Raw genomic sequence first — 17,742 nt, forward strand, 5'->3', positions numbered from 1 at the left:
TTCTCTTCTCTGTGCTTGTATTAATTGATTAATATTCAGGGTAATTCACTACTGTGATTTTAAGAGTTGCCAGTTTGTTTACTTCAGATTCTATAAAGCCTAAATTCTTGATTTGAGCATTACGGTAGATGATTGTGTTTTCTTGCTGACCTAAGAATGTTAATCCGGTCACGCTATCCACACCATCAAGGGCAATACCTACAATATCTTCTACAGTGGTTGTTTTCGTTCCTGTTGAGTCAACAAGGTCGCCGGGTAATGTTCCAGCAACGCAAGGGACGGATTTACGAGACCAGCGGTCAGGTGTTGACTCTTCATATAAGATGAAGTCACATAATTGATGGCGTGTGCCAAGGTTATAATTCATTCAATTTCTCTTTAATATTTTTAAGCTGAGACATTAACTGTGGCTGCTGGTGGGATAAAATACTGGTCACAATGTCATCAATGATTTGTTTGACATCTGAACCATATATTTCAGGCTGGGATGTTAATTTGCCACGGATAATTTCAGAGTAGTAGCTAATCTGTTGAGCAACCTGCTGCAGTTGATGCTGTAGCTGTAATTTTTGCTGGTATTTGTTAACCTCTTCGTCACGTTGCTCTTGTGATTTCTCAAGATTGGTGAGTGACTGGTTAACCATTTCGGAGATGTTCATTTGGGACACCTGCTTAGAATAGGAAAGGGCATATTGCAGCCCTTTATTTAATTGCTCTCGACAGGAGAGACTGACACTGACAAGGAGTAAGTATGATGAGTTACCGAGAATCCCCCTTGAGCTTCTTAGCGAAACTCTTTGACAGTGAGTTGACTCTCTCATGGTGATATCTGAGAAGAAGTGGACAGATAATCACACAATCAATCACTGTGGAAATTCTCACCTACGGAGATATGTAGGATTTGTGCTACAGAGAAGAACAGTAACAAGGAGATTTTCGGTAAACCATATTTGATAAAAAGGGGAAGCTATACAGGACAGGAAAATCATAAAGAACTCTGTATAGCCCCAAAGCTTTTGGAGGTAACTATGTGATTTATTATTCTTAGAGACTGAAGGGAAAGAAGTAACCTTTATTTCTCTTCATGTATTAATATTAACAACTTTTGTGTTATTTGTCAAGATATTTGTTACACTATTTTAACATTTCATTAACTTTATTTTTACAATTTTTCTCATAAAAACATAGCGCTGCGCTGGTCACAAGTTGCTGGTGGTGTGGAAAAATATCTGTAGGTGAGACTGTGAAAAGTTGGTCAGACTGTATATGTGCTTAACGTGCCAGAAAGCTTAGGTACATTGCACTGTCAAAATCCTAAAATATGATTATAAATCAATACATTGTGTGATAAGAGGGCTTTGCAGCCCCCTGTCACTGGAGTGTTTTCTTGATTCTGAATACTGTAGCCCTGCCACAGTCACACAGTTTAGCTATTTCATCAGGAGAGTATTTGTTCATCTCAAGGTATTTTGTGACCTTACTGTGGAGTTCTTTGTTAGGTTGTTTACCTTTATATCTGCCCTGCTCTTTCGCAATAGCTATACCTTCATCACGACGAGAAGCGATGATACCGCGTTCAAACTCTGCTACTGCGCCCATCATTGTGAGGATAAGTCTTGAGGCTGGTGTGTTATCAAAGCTCATAGAGTTATCCAGAAACTTAACAGTAACACCCTTAGCTATGAGTGAATCCACCACTTCAAGTAAGTCCTTAGTATTCCTCGCAAGCCTGTCAATGCTTTTACAGATAAGCTGGTCACCTGGTTGAAGGAATTCTATAAGCTTCTGTAGCTCTGGTCTGTTTAAGTCTTTACCGGAGACCTTCTCTAATTTGACCACATCACAGACAGGTGTGAGTTCTGCTAGCTGTCTGTCCAGATTCTGGTCTTTACTGGAAACCCTTGCATAACCGTAAATCATATTGATTCCCTCATGTCTCATTTAGATGATGCTAAGGATACAATATCATTTAGATGGTTTCAACGAGTAAATGATACTTAAAGAGAGGGTAAGTGGTCTGTATCGGTGGGGTAGACTCAAAAGATACTGTTAAGGGTTATGTTTAACTCTCGCCTCTTCGTGCCATGAAAGAGGCTTGGTCCAATGTTAAAAAGGTCTGTTAGTTACACTGTTAATGACATGGTCAAAGAGTTTCGCTTCAGGGAAGCTCAAAGGAGAATCCGCAGATTCTATAAAGAGGATTTACAGAGGTATTTTGCAGAAAATGGTTACACTTTGAAAGTGACGAACCCAGTAATGACAAGGGTTGTAGAGGGATTTTATAGATAATCTGCGGAGATAGATATAGGGGGTTGTTGAGGTAATCACATAGAGTTTCGCTAAGAAGCTCAAGGTAAAGGAAAACCCACACATGGTGGGTTAATGGTTCTATACAGATTTCAGTTTAGCAGTATTGGTAAATGATGCTGTGACAGCGGGTTGTGAAGGTTTGGTCACGGTAGCTTTTGGTGATTTCTCAACCTTGGGCTGTTTGACACCCATCACTAATCTCTGGGCAGCCCATTTTGAGTTACTGAGGCTATAGAGTTGTTCAATCTCTTTCTCGTCTAGCTTAAAGACTGTTTTGAGTCTATGAGTTTGTCTCAACAGAACAGCCATCATGAAATTCTGAGCCTGTTGCTCAGGGGTTAATTTGACTCTCATTTGTAAACCTTTGAAATGTAGGGTATATAAATATTTGTTATTAAAATGTGGATGTGAGTAATCTTAGCGTTATAACAAGGGTCTATACAGATTCTTGGGACACTCTGCAAACCCTTGGGAGAGTAGGCTTGAGCATGTTTTTACAGGGTCATTTTAGGGGTATTTTAAGGGTGATTTTGACAAATAGCTAAAAATCACTGGTAAACAGGCTGCAAACCCGCGTCACGCCTGAGTTTTATGCTTCACATAGTAGTTGTTGATATGGACAACTTGACGATAAGAGATGTCTAGCTTCTTCGCTATATAAGTCATTTTACAACCACTTTTGAGTAGGCTTATTACCTCATTAATCACAGTCTGAGGGTGTCTTTGGATAGGTAAGCCTAAGCATTTACGAATAGCAATCTGTTCAGTTGCTGTTAAATGACAGGCTTTTGCAGCCTGTGCAGGTGTCATTGTTCCATTGGTCACATGGTTAATGAATGTAGTGATATTAGCTGGGATGGTGATGTTCATTATTGTGTGTTTCTCTTTTAGTTATAATTTAAAGTGGAAGGTCAAACTGGTTGTAGTCGATGCTCAGGTATTCATCTCTGTGTTGAATCCAGTAAACGGCTTCAGGGTCATATTTATTTTCGAGAATCATCCAGTAAATGTTATATGCTTTTTTGATATCATGAGTGACCAGAGCGCTCAGAAGCTCTTCAGTGTCGCCTTCATAGCTGCGTAAAGCATCTGGGAGTTCACCATATACTGTGGATACAAACTCTGATTCATAATCCAGGAGCTGGTGAATCTCAAGAGGCTCATGCCCAAGGCTAATCTGGCGCTGTATCTCGTGTTCTAAGACCTGTTCAATAGTCAGTGTATGGAAACTGCCAGTGAAGGGCTTAAGAGCCGCTATACCGTGCTTGGTGAGTATCTCATTGAAGCCTTCTAGCTTCATACGGTCACATGAGCTGTAAGCTGATTTGTAACCTTTCTTCTTTAGCATGAGCCATTTGTTATAGCGTACTGGTAATGCAAGGTCACCTGAGCGAATAAGTTTTTTAATCTGTGTTTTGAACAGGGCTGTAAATACGTCATCAAATTTTCTGTCACTCAGGTCATAGCGTGAACTGTTCCAAGTTCTGTCTGATACTTTTACACCTAGCCCTGAGAGTGTTTTATCACTGAATTGCTGGTTGAGGTGTTTAGGCCATATACCGAGGTTATGAGGGTGGAGTGAACCGTGTTTTGATGCGGGAATGTAATGAGAGATTTCCAGAGGCTCACTACAGGAGTAATTCATTTTACGCCATGTGTTGTAGAAACTGTTCAGCTCAAGTAAATCAACATCATGGATAATAGCCAGTGTACCAGCACGTTTAACATTATCACGGATGAAACGGTAGAAGCCTGTGCACTTGAATGTGGAGATATCTACTGTCTTGGCTTTATTGAGTTTTGAGAGTTTGTTTCTGCATACCTGGGAGCAAGTCTTAGCTCTTCCCGTAATGACTTTGCCACATACAGGGCAAACATGTGCGTGTTTATCATTAGTATTTTTCATTCATAAAATTAGCTCGTTCAGAATCTAACAGATATTGGGGATATATGCTGTTAGGTATGGATTAAGGAGTTTGAGTGATGTTGCTAAGAGATGGATTAAAGGAGAGTGACAGTTATCTGAGAAGCCTACTAATGAAGTAGGTTTGCTCACCTTATCCCCATAAGGATTTTTGAAGGCTCTTGAGCTAGGCATGAATGAAACCATTAGAGAGACTTCTCAAATAACTGTCAGGTTTAACCCTATAAGAACAGTATTACATGTTTTTAGAAAGTTGTCAACAATTTGTTAATGTAATGTTAAAATAATGTATACCTCTCGCCTCTTTCATGGCACGAAGAGGCTTGTCCAATGTTGAGGGTGACACTGTTAATTGCACTGTCTAGAGATATCCGCATAAGGCTATACAGAATCTAAATAGATAACTGGGAATATTGGATTTTAAGGGTAATTACCCAAAAATGGTTACACTTTGAAGAGGAAAAGTGAGGGTAAGTTATTGATGTGTAGAGGAATGTTTAGAGGAAGGTATAGATATCTGCGGAGATAGATATAGGGAGTTGTTGAGAGGGTTTGCTTAGTGTAGTTGGAGAGGGATTTACAGAGAGATACTAAGAGTGCTGAAAAACACCCACTTTTGAAGATATGAGGAATTTGTAAGTATATGAATGTGAAAAGGAATTCAGAGTTAGCGTAACATAATTTTAAGAATAGCTCAGGGTCTGTACAGATATCTGTTAAGAATACTCTGAGTGAGAGAAGATAATGTTTAGAGTCTGTTAAGATTTAGGGTCTCATAATGTCAAGAATTGTCAAGCATAGTGATAAGACTGTTTAGTTATAAAAGAATCACTGTTTATGTGATAAATGACATATAGGCCTAGGAGATTCGCTAAGAAGCTCATGGAGCTCATGTAATGCATTCTAAGCCATTTTGAGTGTGAGTAAGGTGATTGTGTAGGTGATATGTTTATAAGGGCTCTGGGGGCTTCCTGTTGGCTTCATGAGCTATAGCCTCTTGTACCCATTCAGGTGCTGTGTGAATAGGTGCAGGTATACTTGTTTCATTATCACTAAAGGTGAATTCTTTGTCTTCCAGTAGAGAAACAATATCAGAGAAGCGAGCACCGTCTATCACATGTGACAGTGGGTAATTGTTTAGTTTGATACCATTGTGAAGAGTTATGTCACAAGTGGCTTTTGCAGTGTTCAGCATGATGCTTTTTATCACACGCTTGATGATGATTTGTGCCTCTACCCTGTCCTTTTTAACAGTCATATCAAGATGTTGTATTGTTTCAAGATGAGTAGATGATTCACGCTGGTGGTGATTAGCAATTTCACCTTGTACTGAGGCTATCTGTTTATTCAGTTCTTTGAGTCTTACTGCTGAGGATTCTATATCACCTGAGAGTTCAGCTAATTTGAGCAGGTTCTCTTTACGTTTGGTGAGTTCTGTGAGTTCTGTTTGTAGATGACCTGTCACTGTGTCTGTGGGGGACTGGAGGTTAAGCCTGTTGGTATTGTACAGAAGCCCCTGTATCAGTGCTGTGTCTGTTTTGAGTCTGCTCAGACCTTTTGTGTGACATCTGCCTGCTTTAACCATTGAGCATCTGTAGTTACCGTGACGCTTTGCTGATGCACCGCTAAGAATCATCACATGGTGGCATTCTGAACAGCGTATGATTCCCTTGAAGAGATTTGTTAAGAGTGGTTTATCAGATGATGGTTTACGTCCTGTGCCACCCTGCTTCAGTTGCTGTACAGCGTAGAATTCCTGCTCTGTGATGATAGCTGGGTAATAATTTGGGATTTCCTGTACGCCCTTTACAGCCATTGATTTAGACGGGATTTTGTAGCCTATCACTGAGCGATTACTGAGAAGCTCTGTCACTGATGTCTGTGAGAAGCCACCTTTTACAGATTTGTACTGGTTTACTGTAGAAAAACCTTCAATGTTCATCTGTTTAGCTATTCTTGCATGTGCCATACCTTCAAGACGGAGTTGAAATATTCTTCTTACAGCTCTGACATGTTCAGGGATGAGTTCAAAGTGTGACCTGTCCTCTGAGACTCTCAGCCACGCTACACAGCGTTTTGACATTATCTTACCTGTCTGTTCAGCTTTGAGACGTTTCTCTGCCCAGACTGAGCGTAGGCGCTTAGATTTGATTTCTGATTCTTCGTGTGCACGTTCCATCACAAGTAAAGCTTTTATCATGCTCAGTGAGTCTTTGAGAGAGGCTTTTGTGTACCATGAGTTATCCGTGAGTGTGACAACCTCTACACCTGCTCTAAGAATCTTTCTGAGCTGTTCACCAGCAATGTCTATATCCTGTCTTGAGACACGGTCTAGTGATTCTACAAGTAATACTGAGCCTTCTTGTATATAGCCCTTTTCAACTGCTGAGAGGAATTCTGAGAAAGCACCTTTAGTAGCATTTGCCCCAGAGTAACCAGATATACCTAAATCCTGGAAGCATAGTTGCTCGTCAAGATGGTATTCAGGGTTATTCTTTAACCATTGAGCTATAAGCTTTGACTGTCTTTTGGTGCTGTCACCTGATGATTGTTGCTGTGATGAGAAGCGAATGTATGAGATTGCGGTAGGCATATCTGAAACCCTGATGAGTAGTGTTTCAGTGAGTGTATCATAAGAGAGGTGTAATCCTGGATAGCCGGCCAGTGCATTCAGCCACAGCCTCAACACCCGCAATGGTGGAAGCGCAGCGCAAAAAACCACGGCTTCCGGTTCATGCGGTGCTAACCGGAACAATGCCTGTCGTGCGGTTTATCGCAAGCGACAATATGCACCAAAGCGCCGGGTTATTTGATAACTGGCTGAACCGCCTTTCTGGCTGGTCTATGGATAATAACCCGTTCTTGTTCCTGCATACTCCGGACATTGGCGAGGTACATAAAATTGTCACCACGTTATTACCGGTGCTGCAACGCCTGGCCCCCGATTTCACACCGCCACCAAACCAGCCGGAACAGTCCACCTTGTTTTGATACCCTGGCGACAGACCCGGCTGTTCAGGCTATTATTGTTTCAGCTCACGTAAGGTTCTGCAAAAAATGGAGTTTATATGGTCAGTGCACTGTATGCAGTTCTTGGCGCGATATTGTTACTTAAACTGTCTGTTGATGTAGTCAGAATTCGCGTGCAGTACCATGTCGCCTATGGCGATGGTGGTTTTTCAGAGCTCCAAAGCGCCATTCGCGTACACGGTAATGCCGTGGAGTACATTCCTGTCGGGCTTATCTTGTTACTGTTTTTCGAAATGAACGGTGCCGCTTACTGGATGGTGCATGTGTGCGGCAGTATTTTGCTTGTTGGGCGTATAATGCATTACTACGGCTACCGGCACCGGCTTTTTCCCTGGCGCCGGGCAGGTATGGCCTGTACCTGGCTATCATTAGTGTTGATGGTTCTGGGTAATTTGTGGTTTATGCCATGGGAGTTGGTTTTCTCGCTCCGTTAACGCACAATACGGCACTTTGTAATTCTCGGACTCCTTGTTATGTCTAACCGCGACATGCTGTTCTCTGCGCCTATCGCCAGCCTGGGTGACTGGACCTTTGATGAACGGGTTGCTGAAGTTTTCCCGGATATGATCCAACGCTCGGTACCGGGCTACTCCAACATCATCTCTATGATAGGCATGCTGGCCGGGCGTTTCGTCACGCCCGCAAGCCATGTTTACGATTTAGGTTGCTCTTTGGGTGCGGCCACACTTTCAGCCCGGCGCAATATTAATCATGAAGGATGCCGGATTATTGCAGTCGATAACTCAGCGCCAATGGTTGAACGTTGCCGCCGTCATCTGGACGCGTTCCGTGCAGCCACGCCTGTTGATGTATTAGAAGCCGACATTCGTGATGTACCGATTGAGAATGCTTCACTGGTGATCCTTAATTTCACCTTGCAGTTTCTCGCACCGGATGACCGACTGGCACTGCTCAGCAAAATTTACCAGGGCCTGAACCCAGGTGGCGCGCTGGTGTTATCGGAAAAGTTCAGCTTTCCGGATCAGCAAATGGGTGAACTGCTGTTCGATATGCATCTGGATTTTAAACGCGCCAATGGTTACAGCGAACTGGAAATAAGCCAAAAGCGCAGCATGCTGGAAAATGTCATGCTGACTGATACCATCGACACCCACAAAGCGCGCTTACAAGCTGCCGGGTTCACACATTGTGAACTCTGGTTCCAGTGCTTTAATTTTGGTTCACTGGTTGCCATTAAATCAGGAGAATCAGCGTGACAAATTTTGGGCAGTTCTATAGCCAGATTGCCACTGGTCCGCTGGCGCATTGGTTGGAAACATTACCCGCACAAATTGCCGAATGGCAGCGCGAAGGGCAACATGGCCAGCTTAAACACTGGCAAAATGCCGTCTCTTTCCTGCCTGAATACCAGCCTGACCATGTTGACTTAGTTCACAGCGTGAGTACCCGCAGCACAACACCACTTAGCGAGGGGCAAATAACCGGATTAACCCACCTGCTCCAGCAGCTCATGCCCTGGCGCAAGGGCCCGTATGATTTTTATGGCGTTCATATTGACACTGAGTGGCGTTCTGACTGGAAGTGGGACCGTGTTGCTCCGCATATTTCGCCACTGGCAGACCGCCTGGTGCTCGATGTAGGTTGTGGCAGCGGTTACCATATGTGGCGCATGGTGGGCGCAGGAGCAAAACTTGCTGTGGGTATTGACCCTACTCAGCTATTCCTGTGCCAATTTGAAGCCGTGCGCAAATTGCTGGGTAATGACCAACGAGCACATCTACTCCCTTTAGGAATTGAGCAATTACCGGCACTTGAAGCTTTCGACACCGTGTTCTCAATGGGAGTGCTGTATCACCGCCGTTCACCGCTTGACCACCTGTGGCAACTAAAAAACCAACTGGTAAGTGGTGGAGAACTGGTTCTGGAAACACTGGTCATTGAAGGTAATGAACACGATGTTCTGGTTCCGGGCGCGCGTTATGCGCAAATGCGCAATGTCTACTTTATCCCTTCTGCCCTGGCACTGAAAAACTGGCTCGAAAAATGCGGTTTTGTCGATGTGCGTATTGTTGACCATAACTATACATCTGTGGAAGAACAGCGGCGTACAGACTGGATGAAAACAGAGTCTTTAGCTGATTTCCTCGACCCGCAAAATCCTCACCTGACCTGCGAAGGTTATCCAGCACCATTGCGCGCAGTGTTAATTGCACGCAAGCCCTGAAGACGTTTTCGAAACAATAAAAAACGCGCCCGGTTGATATCCGTAGCGCGTTTTTTTTCAACGCCAGTCAAATGGCCTTTTAGATAGCGATATCGGCCACCAGCTCATCTTCAACCAGTTCACCTTCCGGTGAAGGCACAGTCTGGTTAACCGGCGTGGTATTGTGCACCAATTCAAGCACATCACTGGTGTAATCCAGAATGTGCTCTGCCATTGCGCTGTCTTCGTCCAGTTGGTGGCCCAAAGAAGGCAACATAGCTTTCAATTTTACCTGCCAGTCTGCACTCAGCATTTTGTCGGCAAACAGGCTGCGCATAACATCAAGCATGATAGGCGCAGAAGTTGAAGCCCCCGGAGAAGCACCCAGCAAAGCAGCGACAGTACCTTGTTTGTCACTAACCACTTCTGTCCCAAGGCGCAACACACCGCCTTTTTGCGGATCCCGTTCAATAACCTGAACGCGCTGCCCGGCTTGCCATAACCGCCAGTCTTCTTTCTGCGCCTGCGGGTAGTATTCACGCAGCGCGGCCAGGCGGTCTTTGTCAGACTGAACCACCTGCCCGACCAGGTATTTCACTAGGTTGAAGTTATCCAAACCCACATGCACCATTGGCATCAAGTTGGATGGCCTGGTTGATGAAGGTAAATCCCAGAGTGAGCCATTTTTCAAAAAACGCGTGGAGAAAGTGGCAAACGGGCCAAACAACAAGACTCTTTTGCCATCCAGCACACGCGTATCTATATGCGGAACAGACATGGGCGGTGCGCCTACAGAGGCTTTCCCATATACCTTCGCCAAGTGTTTATTTACCACTTCAGGTTTGTCGCACACTAAAAATTGCCCACCTACCGGGAAACCTGCATAGGCTTTTGCTTCCGGAATACCTGATTTTTGCAGCAATTTAAGCGCAGCACCACCGGCACCAATGAATACCGATTTTGTTTTTACCTTATGCTGGGTTTTGGTGGCTTTATCGAACAAAGTAACCGACCAGGTATTATCCGGGTTACGGTATAAATCCCGTACTTCGGTGCCCAGGCGCAAATGGAAGTTGGCTTTTTTCTTCAGTGCAGCCACCAGTTGGCGGGTGATTTCACCAAAGTTGACATCAGTGCCACCTTCAGTCCAGGTCGCAGCGACAGGTTGAGCCACATCGCGCCCTTCCATTACTAAAGGAGCCCAGGCCTTAATTTGGTCGTGATTTTCTGAATAGGACATACCGCGGAACAGGACACGGTCCTTCAGTGCCGCATAGCGGGCACGGAGGAAATTAACGTTATCCTGCCCCCAAACAAAACTGACGTGAGGAACGCTACGGATAAATGAACGTGGATTTTGCAACACACCTTGCCGAACCTGCCAGGCCCAGAACTGGCGTGAAATCTGAAATGCTTCGTTGATATCAATAGCTTTTTTAGTGCTAACTGCACCATTTTTATCAACAGGAGTGTAGTTCAGCTCCATCAGCGCGGAATGCCCGGTACCCGCATTATTCCAGCCATTGGAGCTTTCCTGAGCCACATTATCCAGGCGCTCAACCATTGTGATCGACCAGTCAGGCTCCAGTTCCTGTAAATAGGTGCCCAGAGTAGCGCTCATAATGCCGCCACCAATAAGCAAAACATCTATTTCCTGCATTTTAGTTGCAGTGGCAGAGGAAGCCATTCCGTTGTTCCCTGTCCCCAGCACATACTGCCCGGCAGCGATTTTTTTCATAACTTCATAGCCTTATAACTTTATTATCGCACGTGAAAGCGTTTTCAGAGATTCGGTATGCCATCGAGAGTGATGATGCGCAGGGTTTTATAGAGGTTAAACGTTTCACGTATCATCACCAATGCTGATACGTTAACACCAGGAAATGAAAATTTAAATAATTTTTAAATTATAAAGTTTTTTGTTTTATTAATGTTTCTTAATTGTAAAGTTGAGCATTTCTGTAAAAACAGACTACTGCATAGTTTTAAATCAATCATTTCCGAGCAATCGACAATAGCATTACCTTATCATTCCGCGCAAGACTCCTTACCTGCTTAGGTTTTCATTACTATTTCGGTCGATTAACAACCATCACTTTTTATCACGAGAGAAATCTGTGAGTGGAACCGCATTCATTATTGCCGCATGATTATGCAGCAATAAAAATAGTTACATAACAATGAGCTGTGTGAACCAAAGGCTACAGGTATGTTTGGACACAAACCTGAAAAAATCATTCGCATCTATAAATTTTGGTTATTTATAAGCCAGGAAGAAATTTTTGCATAAAAAAAGCCCCGACAAGATATCGGGGCCTGGTACATGCAAACATCATATTGGGCGACATGATGTGCGGCAAAAATCAGTTTTACGCGTAGCCGGACAGAATTTCTTTCATTGACGCCACCGCGGAAGCACTTACGCGGTAACGACGAAACTCATCTGCATCAGGGTCTGCTGACATGGATACTCCCTGATGCTGGTAACGCATAACCGATGGCACATATTCTCCAGCTGAGCTGTGTACCTCCTGGATACCGTGTTCAACAAACAGCCGGACATTGGACGGGCGCACTCCCGCCCCAGCCATAATAATTGGAGTTCCGGGTATACCAATAAGTTCCCCGAGTAATGCAATTCCTTTCTCTGCGCTGGCAGCCTGCCCGGATGTCAGCACTCGGGCAACACCAAGCTCACCCAACTGACTCAAGGTTTGCCGAGGGAACTGGCACACATCAAAGGCACGGTGAAAAGTAACAGCCATATTCCCTGCGGCTGCCATAATACGATGCATTCTCGGCATATCCACTTGCCCGTCCTGCGTCAATACGCCGGTTACAACGCCTGGGAACCCAGCGTCACGAATCTGGCAAATATCATCGAGCATGATGTCAAAGGAGTGTGCGTCATAGCAAAAATCGCCACCACGCGGGCGAACAATAGGGTGAACAGGCAATGTCACCAGCCTGCGAGCAGCACGCAGCAGGCCAGCGGAGGGAGTTAAACCACCTTCGGCCGGCGCGGAACATAACTCAATTCGGTCAGCGCCAGACTGCTGCGCAACCATCGCACAATCCAGGCTATAACAACAGATCTCCAGTAACGCCATTGACATTCTCCTTTTTACTCTTAACCTGGTAGGTGTCCGTTTCGACATTAGTCTGATTTATCTTTCCAAGCAGGGCAATCATGACATTCAATTTCGATGAACATACCAACCGCTATCACAGCGACAGCGTTAAATGGAACCACTGGCCGCCATCTGTACTGCCAATGTGGGTAGCGGATACCGATTTTCGCTCCCCTCCTTGTGTAATTGAGGCACTTCAGGCTCGTGTTGCACAAGGTGTGTTTGGGTACGGAAAACATCCAGATGGTCTTGCAGAGGCCGTTGTCAACTGGCTGGCTAACCGTTACGACTGGCATATTGAACCCGAGTGGCTGGTATTTATACCCGGTGTCGCTACTGGGCTGAATCTTGCCGTGCGCGCTTATTGTGGCCCGGACCAAGGGACTATTGCGCCAGATCCAATCTACCCACCGTTTCGCAAAGCGGCACGTTTAGCGGGCCATACTCAGCTAAATGCACCGTTATACCTGCAAAATAACCGTTGGGTGATGAACCTTTCAGAAATTGAGCCACAACTACTGGGTAATGAGCGTTTACTGATGCTATGCAACCCACAGAACCCCGGAGGAACAGTCTATCGCCGTGACGAATTGCTTGAACAACTCGCCTTTGCACAACGCAATAACTTAATTGTTTGCTCTGACGAGATTCATTGCGATTTGTTGTTGGACGAGCAAGTACGCCATATCCCATTCGCCAGCCTGAGCGATGATGCTGCACAGCGCACAATCACATTGATGGCACCGTCCAAAACCTGGAACATCGCCGGGCTGGGCGCTTCTTTCGCTATTATCGCCAACCCGGTATTACGCCAACGATTTGTTGCCACTCGGGCAGGTATTGTACCGGATGTGGATATTTTGGCCGTTACCGCTGCGGAAGCAGCACTGCGTGATGGGGGACCGTGGCTGGAGGCGCAGTTGCAAGTTCTGCGTGAGAACCGGGACAAACTTTGCTCTGCCATAAACGCCCTTCCCGGCTTATCAGTTATTCCACCTGAAGGCACCTACCTCGCCTGGGTAGACTGTTCCGGGTTACCTGTTGATAACCCAGCAAAATTTTTCCTGGACGCAGGGTTAGGTTTTTCACCGGGGCGTGATTTTGGTGACAGCCGATTTGTGCGCATTAATTTTGGCTGCACCAGGCAAACCCTGAGCGAAGCCATTCTGCGCCTGCAACATGCGATTAGCGCGTTGTAGTACCCTGTTCACTATTAATGATGGCATCCAGTGGCCAGGGGTGAAACTTAATGGTCACTGTGCCATCGGTGACAGCGAGCGTGGGGTTAGGCAAGCGCTCGCCATCACCTTTGGGGGAGCTGGTTTTAATGCTGATACCCGGCATTGCCAGCCCTGAGTCCGACAGCAGCGCCACCGCCCGGGCATTTAATGTTGCCGGGTCGCCGGGAAGCACAATTTCAATATGTTCCCAGCCTTCGTGGGGGTAACGTTTCTCACCAGGCCACGGCAATTCAATTAATGTGAAAGACCAGCCTCCCGCTTCTACGGGTTGCTTCAAGCGAAACAGGCAGACTGGCCGCCCATTAATCAGCTTTTCCGAAATCAATTCCCCGCAACACAAAAACCCCGTTTTCCAGCGCTCAGCTGTTGTATTCTGATGGCAGCGCAGAGAGATATGGTCTGCCTCCAGGTTACCAAGAGACAGGCCTAACGTACCCGCCAGCTGAGCCAGCCGCTGTTCAAAACGCGGTAAATCGTCTTTAATATCTGCAAGTTCTTTAATGCTCTGCCAGTCGCTCATCGCCCACTCCTGTAAAAAAACGCTACTCTACCGATTTCCTCTGCATGCGCCAACGCCACAGAGGCGTATTTTTATACGAACAATGCAACCCCCGGCCGTCACACCATGTAATGGCTGCCAGCTTACTGACGCATTCCGACAAATGCAGTATAATCGCGCCCTTATTTCTGTATGTACACGCTTCCTTTCAGGGAATAGCACAGCTTAAAAAGGTATTCAGGTGAATATTCAGGCACTTCTTTCAGATAAAGTCAGTCAGGCACTGATCGCAGCAGGCGCAAGCACAGATTGTGAACCGCAGGTTCGCCAGTCAGCCAAAGTTCAGTTCGGTGATTATCAGGCAAACGGTGTAATGGCTCAGGCCAAAAAACTGGGAATGCCGCCCCGCCAGTTAGCTGAGAAAGTGATCGAAAACCTGGATTTAACCGGAATTGCCAGCAAAGTTGAAATTGCCGGGCCGGGCTTTATTAATATATTTCTGGACCCAGCATTTCTGGCGTCGCAGGTTGAGCAGGCTGTCATCTCTGAACGTGCGGGTGTCAGTGCCATTGAAACGCCGGAAACCATCGTCATCGACTATTCTGCGCCTAACGTGGCTAAAGAAATGCACGTGGGTCACCTGCGTTCAACCATTATCGGTGATGCAGCCGCTCGCACTCTGAGCTTCCTTGGGCACAAAGTTATTCGTGCCAACCACGTTGGCGATTGGGGTACCCAGTTCGGGATGCTGATTGCATTTCTGGAAAAACAGCAGCAAGAAAACGCGGGTGATATGGCGCTGGCAGATCTGGAAGGGTTCTACCGCGAAGCCAAAAAACATTATGACGAAGATGAAGCCTTCGCTGAACGTGCGCGTGGCTATGTTGTTAAATTACAAGGCGGAGATGAATACTGCCGGGCGATGTGGCGCAAGCTGGTCGATATCACAATGACCCAGAACCAAATCACCTATGACCGCCTGAATGTAACATTAACCCGTGACGACGTGATGGGTGAAAGCCTGTACAACGCCATGCTGCCGGGTATTGTCGCTGATCTGAAAGCCAAAGGCCTTGCTGTTGAAAGTGAAGGCGCCACTGTTGTGTTCCTTGATGAGTTCAAGAACAAGGAAGGCGAACCGATGGGCGTTATCATTCAGAAGAAAGATGGCGGCTATCTGTACACCACCACAGACATTGCTTGTGCCAAATACCGCTATGAAACACTGCATGCTGACCGCGTGCTCTACTACATCGATTCCCGCCAACACCAGCATCTGATGCAAGCATGGACTATTGTACGCAAAGCCGGTTATGTACCGGAATCGGTGCCTCTGGAACACCATATGTTCGGGATGATGCTGGGCAAAGATGGTAAACCATTTAAAACCCGTGCCGGTGGTACGGTAAAACTGGCGGACCTGCTGGATGAAGCACTGGAGCGCGCCCGTAAACTGGTCAGCGAGAAAAACCCGGACATGTCAGCCGATGAGCTGAACGCCCTGGCAAATGCTGTGGGGATTGGCGCGGTAAAATATGCTGACCTGTCAAAAAACCGCACTACAGATTACGTTTTTGACTGGGACAACATGCTCGCGTTTGAAGGCAATACCGCACCTTATATGCAGTATGCTTACACTCGTGTGCTTTCGGTCTTCCGTAAAGCCGGTATCGATGAGCAGTCTATTGCCTCACCGGTTGTTATTGGTAACGAACGTGAATCCGCGCTGGCAGCACGCCTGTTACAGCTTGAAGAAACGCTTTCCGTTGTCGTGCGCGACGGTACACCACATGTTATGTGCGCCTACTTGTATGATGTCGCCGGGTTGTTCTCAGCATTTTATGAGCACTGCCCGATTCTTAGCGCAGAGCAACCAGTACGTGACAGCCGGTTGAAACTGGCACATCTGACAGCCAAAGTTCTCAAAATTGGCCTGGATACTCTGGGCATTGAGACAGTTGAACGTATGTAACACCTGCACGTTCTCGCAGGCTAAAACAATGAGCGGGGCTTTTTTGCCCCGCTCATTGTTTATAAAACCGCTGGCTATATTGCTACCTGTTTACGCCGTTATCTTCCCGATATTAAAAATAACGCCGAAGATACTCAGTCAGGCACAAAATTGCCATGGCCTGGCCATAAGGCATCGAAGTAAGGGGAATTTCACGGTAAAAATCCAGGTTACTGCCCATCCCGGTACCAAATGAAACCTGTAACAATTCACCTTCTGGCGAAATATTTTCGACAATTGCTTTAACCGCACGCTCGGCAACTGGCAAGTATTCTGTGCTCAAATAACGTTTACGCACACCTTTTAAAATGCCATATGCAAATCCTGCCGATGCTGAGGCCTCCAGATACGAGTCAGGGTCATCCAATAATGTGTGCCATAAACCGGATTCATGCTGGCAACAAGCCAGTGCACTTACCTGGCTTTCCAGCACCTGAATAAGCCAGCGGCGAACCGGGTCATGCTCTGGTAAATCGAGCAATTCAAGGAAATCTGGAATGACAATCGTCAGCCAGCTATTGCCACGTGCCCACCTGGCCTGGGCAAAATTATGATTACCTTCAAAACTCCAGCCATGAAACCACAAGCCGGTAGTTTTATCCTGTAAATACTGGGTATGGACCATAAACTGGTAAACCGCCTCATTCACCCATTCAGGCTTGCCGAGCAACTGGCCAATCTTCGCTAATGGCAGTACCGTCATCATCAGTGTGTCGTCCCACATTTGCTGATGATTTTCTTCTGCCAAAGTAATATGTTGCATGCCGCCTTGCTGAGTTCTGGGCATTTCATGCATCGCCCATTCTCCCCATGTTTCCAACCAGGGTAATAACCGGCTGTCACCAGTTTCTTCGTAGCGTAATGCAAGTGTGAGAAACGGTGACATCGTATTGACGTTCTTGGTTGTCGCGCCTTCACGGAAACGGTCAGCAAACCAGGTATCGATAATATCGCGCATCCGGGTATCACCCGTCTGTTGGTAATACTGCCATATGCCATACAAGCCTACGCCGTGGGTCCATTCCCACCCTGCCCACCCTTTCGTATCAATCACACGCCCATCATCAAGCCGCAATAAAAACTCACCACTCTCATCGCGGATATTGACCAGGTTATCTGTCACTTTGTTGATAATCTTGCACAATTCAGCACGGTCAATAAACCGCTCCGGCTGGCGTAATAAGGGGCTGTGTTTTACAGGGTAGACTTTCATAAACGACCTCAGATGTGTGAATTCCATATCAACCTGTGCCGGGAAAACCGGCACCCGGTTACTGAAGGTAACGCTACCGAATAAACCCCGTCCCTACCTTGCGTTTTTTGCCAGCAAAGTTAATCCCATGACAATGAGGGAAAGAGTGGCGTCACCTCCATCACTGTTTTTATAAAATTGCGTTTCTTTTTATTCAAACCGAAATGTTATAAATGAGAT

The 17,742-nt window shown here is 46.0% G+C and carries 17 protein-coding genes; 6 read left to right on the top strand and 11 right to left on the bottom strand.

All coding sequences use genetic code 11. The features are described 5' to 3' along the window. Positions 1–28: 28 nt before the first annotated feature. The 7 genes from LC084_RS08120 to LC084_RS08150 all read right to left on the bottom strand — a co-directional run bounded on the left by LC084_RS08120 (position 29) and on the right by LC084_RS08150 (position 6,827). Positions 29–367, bottom strand: a complete 339-nt coding sequence (locus tag LC084_RS08120) for a hypothetical protein (protein ID WP_226570663.1) — start codon at positions 365–367, stop codon at positions 29–31. Next, a complete protein-coding gene (locus LC084_RS08125; RefSeq protein WP_226570664.1) occupies positions 357–659 on the bottom strand; it encodes a hypothetical protein in 303 nt (100 codons plus the stop codon). The genes LC084_RS08120 and LC084_RS08125 overlap by 11 nt, the downstream gene beginning before the upstream one ends. A 712-nt stretch (positions 660–1,371) precedes the next feature. Then, complete coding sequence (locus LC084_RS08130; protein ID WP_226570665.1) at positions 1,372–1,920, bottom strand: recombinase family protein; 549 nt, start codon at positions 1,918–1,920, stop codon at positions 1,372–1,374. Between the two features lie 468 nt (positions 1,921–2,388). After that, positions 2,389–2,664 carry a hypothetical protein gene (locus LC084_RS08135; RefSeq protein WP_226570666.1) on the bottom strand — a complete coding sequence of 92 codons (276 nt, stop codon included), beginning with the start codon at positions 2,662–2,664 and terminating at the stop codon, positions 2,389–2,391. A 222-nt stretch (positions 2,665–2,886) separates the two neighbouring features. Continuing rightward, positions 2,887–3,180 (bottom strand): hypothetical protein, encoded by a 294-nt coding sequence (locus LC084_RS08140; RefSeq protein WP_226570667.1) that lies wholly within the window; start codon positions 3,178–3,180, stop codon positions 2,887–2,889. Between the two features lie 28 nt (positions 3,181–3,208). Beyond that, complete coding sequence (locus LC084_RS08145; RefSeq protein WP_226570668.1) at positions 3,209–4,216, bottom strand: DUF2116 family Zn-ribbon domain-containing protein; 1,008 nt, start codon at positions 4,214–4,216, stop codon at positions 3,209–3,211. 967 nt (positions 4,217–5,183) lie between these two features. After that, on the bottom strand, positions 5,184–6,827 hold the full coding sequence (locus LC084_RS08150) for a recombinase family protein (RefSeq protein WP_226570669.1): 1,644 nt from the start codon (positions 6,825–6,827) through the stop codon (positions 5,184–5,186). 71 nt (positions 6,828–6,898) lie between these two features. On the opposite strand from LC084_RS08150, the gene LC084_RS08155 reads away from it, so the two are divergent. The 4 genes from LC084_RS08155 to cmoB all read left to right on the top strand — a co-directional run bounded on the left by LC084_RS08155 (position 6,899) and on the right by cmoB (position 9,449). After that, positions 6,899–7,225 (top strand): DUF72 domain-containing protein, encoded by a 327-nt coding sequence (locus tag LC084_RS08155; protein ID WP_226570670.1) that lies wholly within the window; start codon positions 6,899–6,901, stop codon positions 7,223–7,225. Positions 7,226–7,302: 77 nt separating this feature from the next. Beyond that, positions 7,303–7,698 carry an MAPEG family protein gene (locus LC084_RS08160; RefSeq protein WP_226570671.1) on the top strand — a complete coding sequence of 132 codons (396 nt, stop codon included), beginning with the start codon at positions 7,303–7,305 and terminating at the stop codon, positions 7,696–7,698. A gap of 39 nt (positions 7,699–7,737) precedes the next feature. After that, positions 7,738–8,481 (top strand): carboxy-S-adenosyl-L-methionine synthase CmoA, encoded by a 744-nt coding sequence (cmoA, locus tag LC084_RS08165; protein ID WP_226570672.1) that lies wholly within the window; start codon positions 7,738–7,740, stop codon positions 8,479–8,481. Beyond that, positions 8,478–9,449, top strand: a complete 972-nt coding sequence (gene cmoB / locus LC084_RS08170) for a tRNA 5-methoxyuridine(34)/uridine 5-oxyacetic acid(34) synthase CmoB (RefSeq protein ID WP_226570673.1) — start codon at positions 8,478–8,480, stop codon at positions 9,447–9,449. Before cmoA ends, cmoB begins: the two co-directional genes overlap by 4 nt. A 79-nt stretch (positions 9,450–9,528) precedes the next feature. Here the strand turns inward: cmoB and mqo are convergent, their stop codons facing one another. Beyond that, positions 9,529–11,166, bottom strand: a complete 1,638-nt coding sequence (gene mqo / locus LC084_RS08175) for a malate dehydrogenase (quinone) (RefSeq protein ID WP_226570674.1) — start codon at positions 11,164–11,166, stop codon at positions 9,529–9,531. A gap of 631 nt (positions 11,167–11,797) precedes the next feature. Next, positions 11,798–12,538, bottom strand: coding sequence for a copper homeostasis protein CutC (cutC, locus tag LC084_RS08180; protein ID WP_226570675.1), 741 nt, complete (start codon positions 12,536–12,538; stop codon positions 11,798–11,800). An 80-nt stretch (positions 12,539–12,618) separates the two neighbouring features. On the opposite strand from cutC, the gene LC084_RS08185 reads away from it, so the two are divergent. After that, positions 12,619–13,758 (top strand): MalY/PatB family protein, encoded by a 1,140-nt coding sequence (locus LC084_RS08185; protein WP_226570676.1) that lies wholly within the window; start codon positions 12,619–12,621, stop codon positions 13,756–13,758. Here LC084_RS08185 and LC084_RS08190 read toward each other — a convergent pair. Further along, the gene (locus LC084_RS08190; protein ID WP_226570677.1) at positions 13,745–14,320 is read right to left on the bottom strand and encodes a VOC family protein; all 576 of its coding nucleotides are present in this window, start codon (positions 14,318–14,320) and stop codon (positions 13,745–13,747) included. The two genes, LC084_RS08185 and LC084_RS08190, sit on opposite strands and share 14 nt — an antisense overlap. Positions 14,321–14,540: 220 nt before the next feature. Between LC084_RS08190 and argS the strand changes: the two genes are divergently transcribed. Beyond that, a complete protein-coding gene (gene argS / locus LC084_RS08195) occupies positions 14,541–16,271 on the top strand; it encodes an arginine--tRNA ligase (RefSeq protein ID WP_226570678.1) in 1,731 nt (576 codons plus the stop codon). 112 nt (positions 16,272–16,383) lie between these two features. On the opposite strand, the gene bglB is transcribed toward argS, so the two are convergent. Further along, positions 16,384–17,523, bottom strand: a complete 1,140-nt coding sequence (gene bglB / locus LC084_RS08200; protein WP_226570679.1) for a beta-galactosidase BglB — start codon at positions 17,521–17,523, stop codon at positions 16,384–16,386. Positions 17,524–17,742 lie beyond the last annotated feature (219 nt).

Source organism: Mangrovibacter yixingensis, from assembly GCF_020523985.1.
Classification (GTDB): Bacteria; Pseudomonadota; Gammaproteobacteria; order Enterobacterales; family Enterobacteriaceae; genus Mangrovibacter; species Mangrovibacter yixingensis.

What these genes read in the sequence shown, in the direction of transcription:
- bglB (WP_226570679.1), bottom strand. Translation starts at nt 17,523, where the DNA reads ATGAAAGTCTACCCTGTAAAACACAGCCCCTTATTACGCCAGCCGGAG.
- cutC (WP_226570675.1), bottom strand. Translation starts at nt 12,538, where the DNA reads ATGGCGTTACTGGAGATCTGTTGTTATAGCCTGGATTGTGCGATGGTT.
- LC084_RS08125 (WP_226570664.1), bottom strand. Translation starts at nt 659, where the DNA reads ATGAACATCTCCGAAATGGTTAACCAGTCACTCACCAATCTTGAGAAA.
- LC084_RS08190 (WP_226570677.1), bottom strand. Translation starts at nt 14,320, where the DNA reads ATGAGCGACTGGCAGAGCATTAAAGAACTTGCAGATATTAAAGACGAT.
- LC084_RS08135 (WP_226570666.1), bottom strand. Translation starts at nt 2,664, where the DNA reads ATGAGAGTCAAATTAACCCCTGAGCAACAGGCTCAGAATTTCATGATG.
- LC084_RS08130 (WP_226570665.1), bottom strand. Translation starts at nt 1,920, where the DNA reads ATGATTTACGGTTATGCAAGGGTTTCCAGTAAAGACCAGAATCTGGAC.
- cmoA (WP_226570672.1), top strand. Translation starts at nt 7,738, where the DNA reads ATGTCTAACCGCGACATGCTGTTCTCTGCGCCTATCGCCAGCCTGGGT.
- LC084_RS08185 (WP_226570676.1), top strand. Translation starts at nt 12,619, where the DNA reads ATGACATTCAATTTCGATGAACATACCAACCGCTATCACAGCGACAGC.
- mqo (WP_226570674.1), bottom strand. Translation starts at nt 11,166, where the DNA reads ATGAAAAAAATCGCTGCCGGGCAGTATGTGCTGGGGACAGGGAACAAC.
- LC084_RS08150 (WP_226570669.1), bottom strand. Translation starts at nt 6,827, where the DNA reads ATGCCTACCGCAATCTCATACATTCGCTTCTCATCACAGCAACAATCA.
- LC084_RS08140 (WP_226570667.1), bottom strand. Translation starts at nt 3,180, where the DNA reads ATGAACATCACCATCCCAGCTAATATCACTACATTCATTAACCATGTG.
- LC084_RS08145 (WP_226570668.1), bottom strand. Translation starts at nt 4,216, where the DNA reads ATGAAAAATACTAATGATAAACACGCACATGTTTGCCCTGTATGTGGC.
- LC084_RS08120 (WP_226570663.1), bottom strand. Translation starts at nt 367, where the DNA reads ATGAATTATAACCTTGGCACACGCCATCAATTATGTGACTTCATCTTA.
- LC084_RS08160 (WP_226570671.1), top strand. Translation starts at nt 7,303, where the DNA reads ATGGTCAGTGCACTGTATGCAGTTCTTGGCGCGATATTGTTACTTAAA.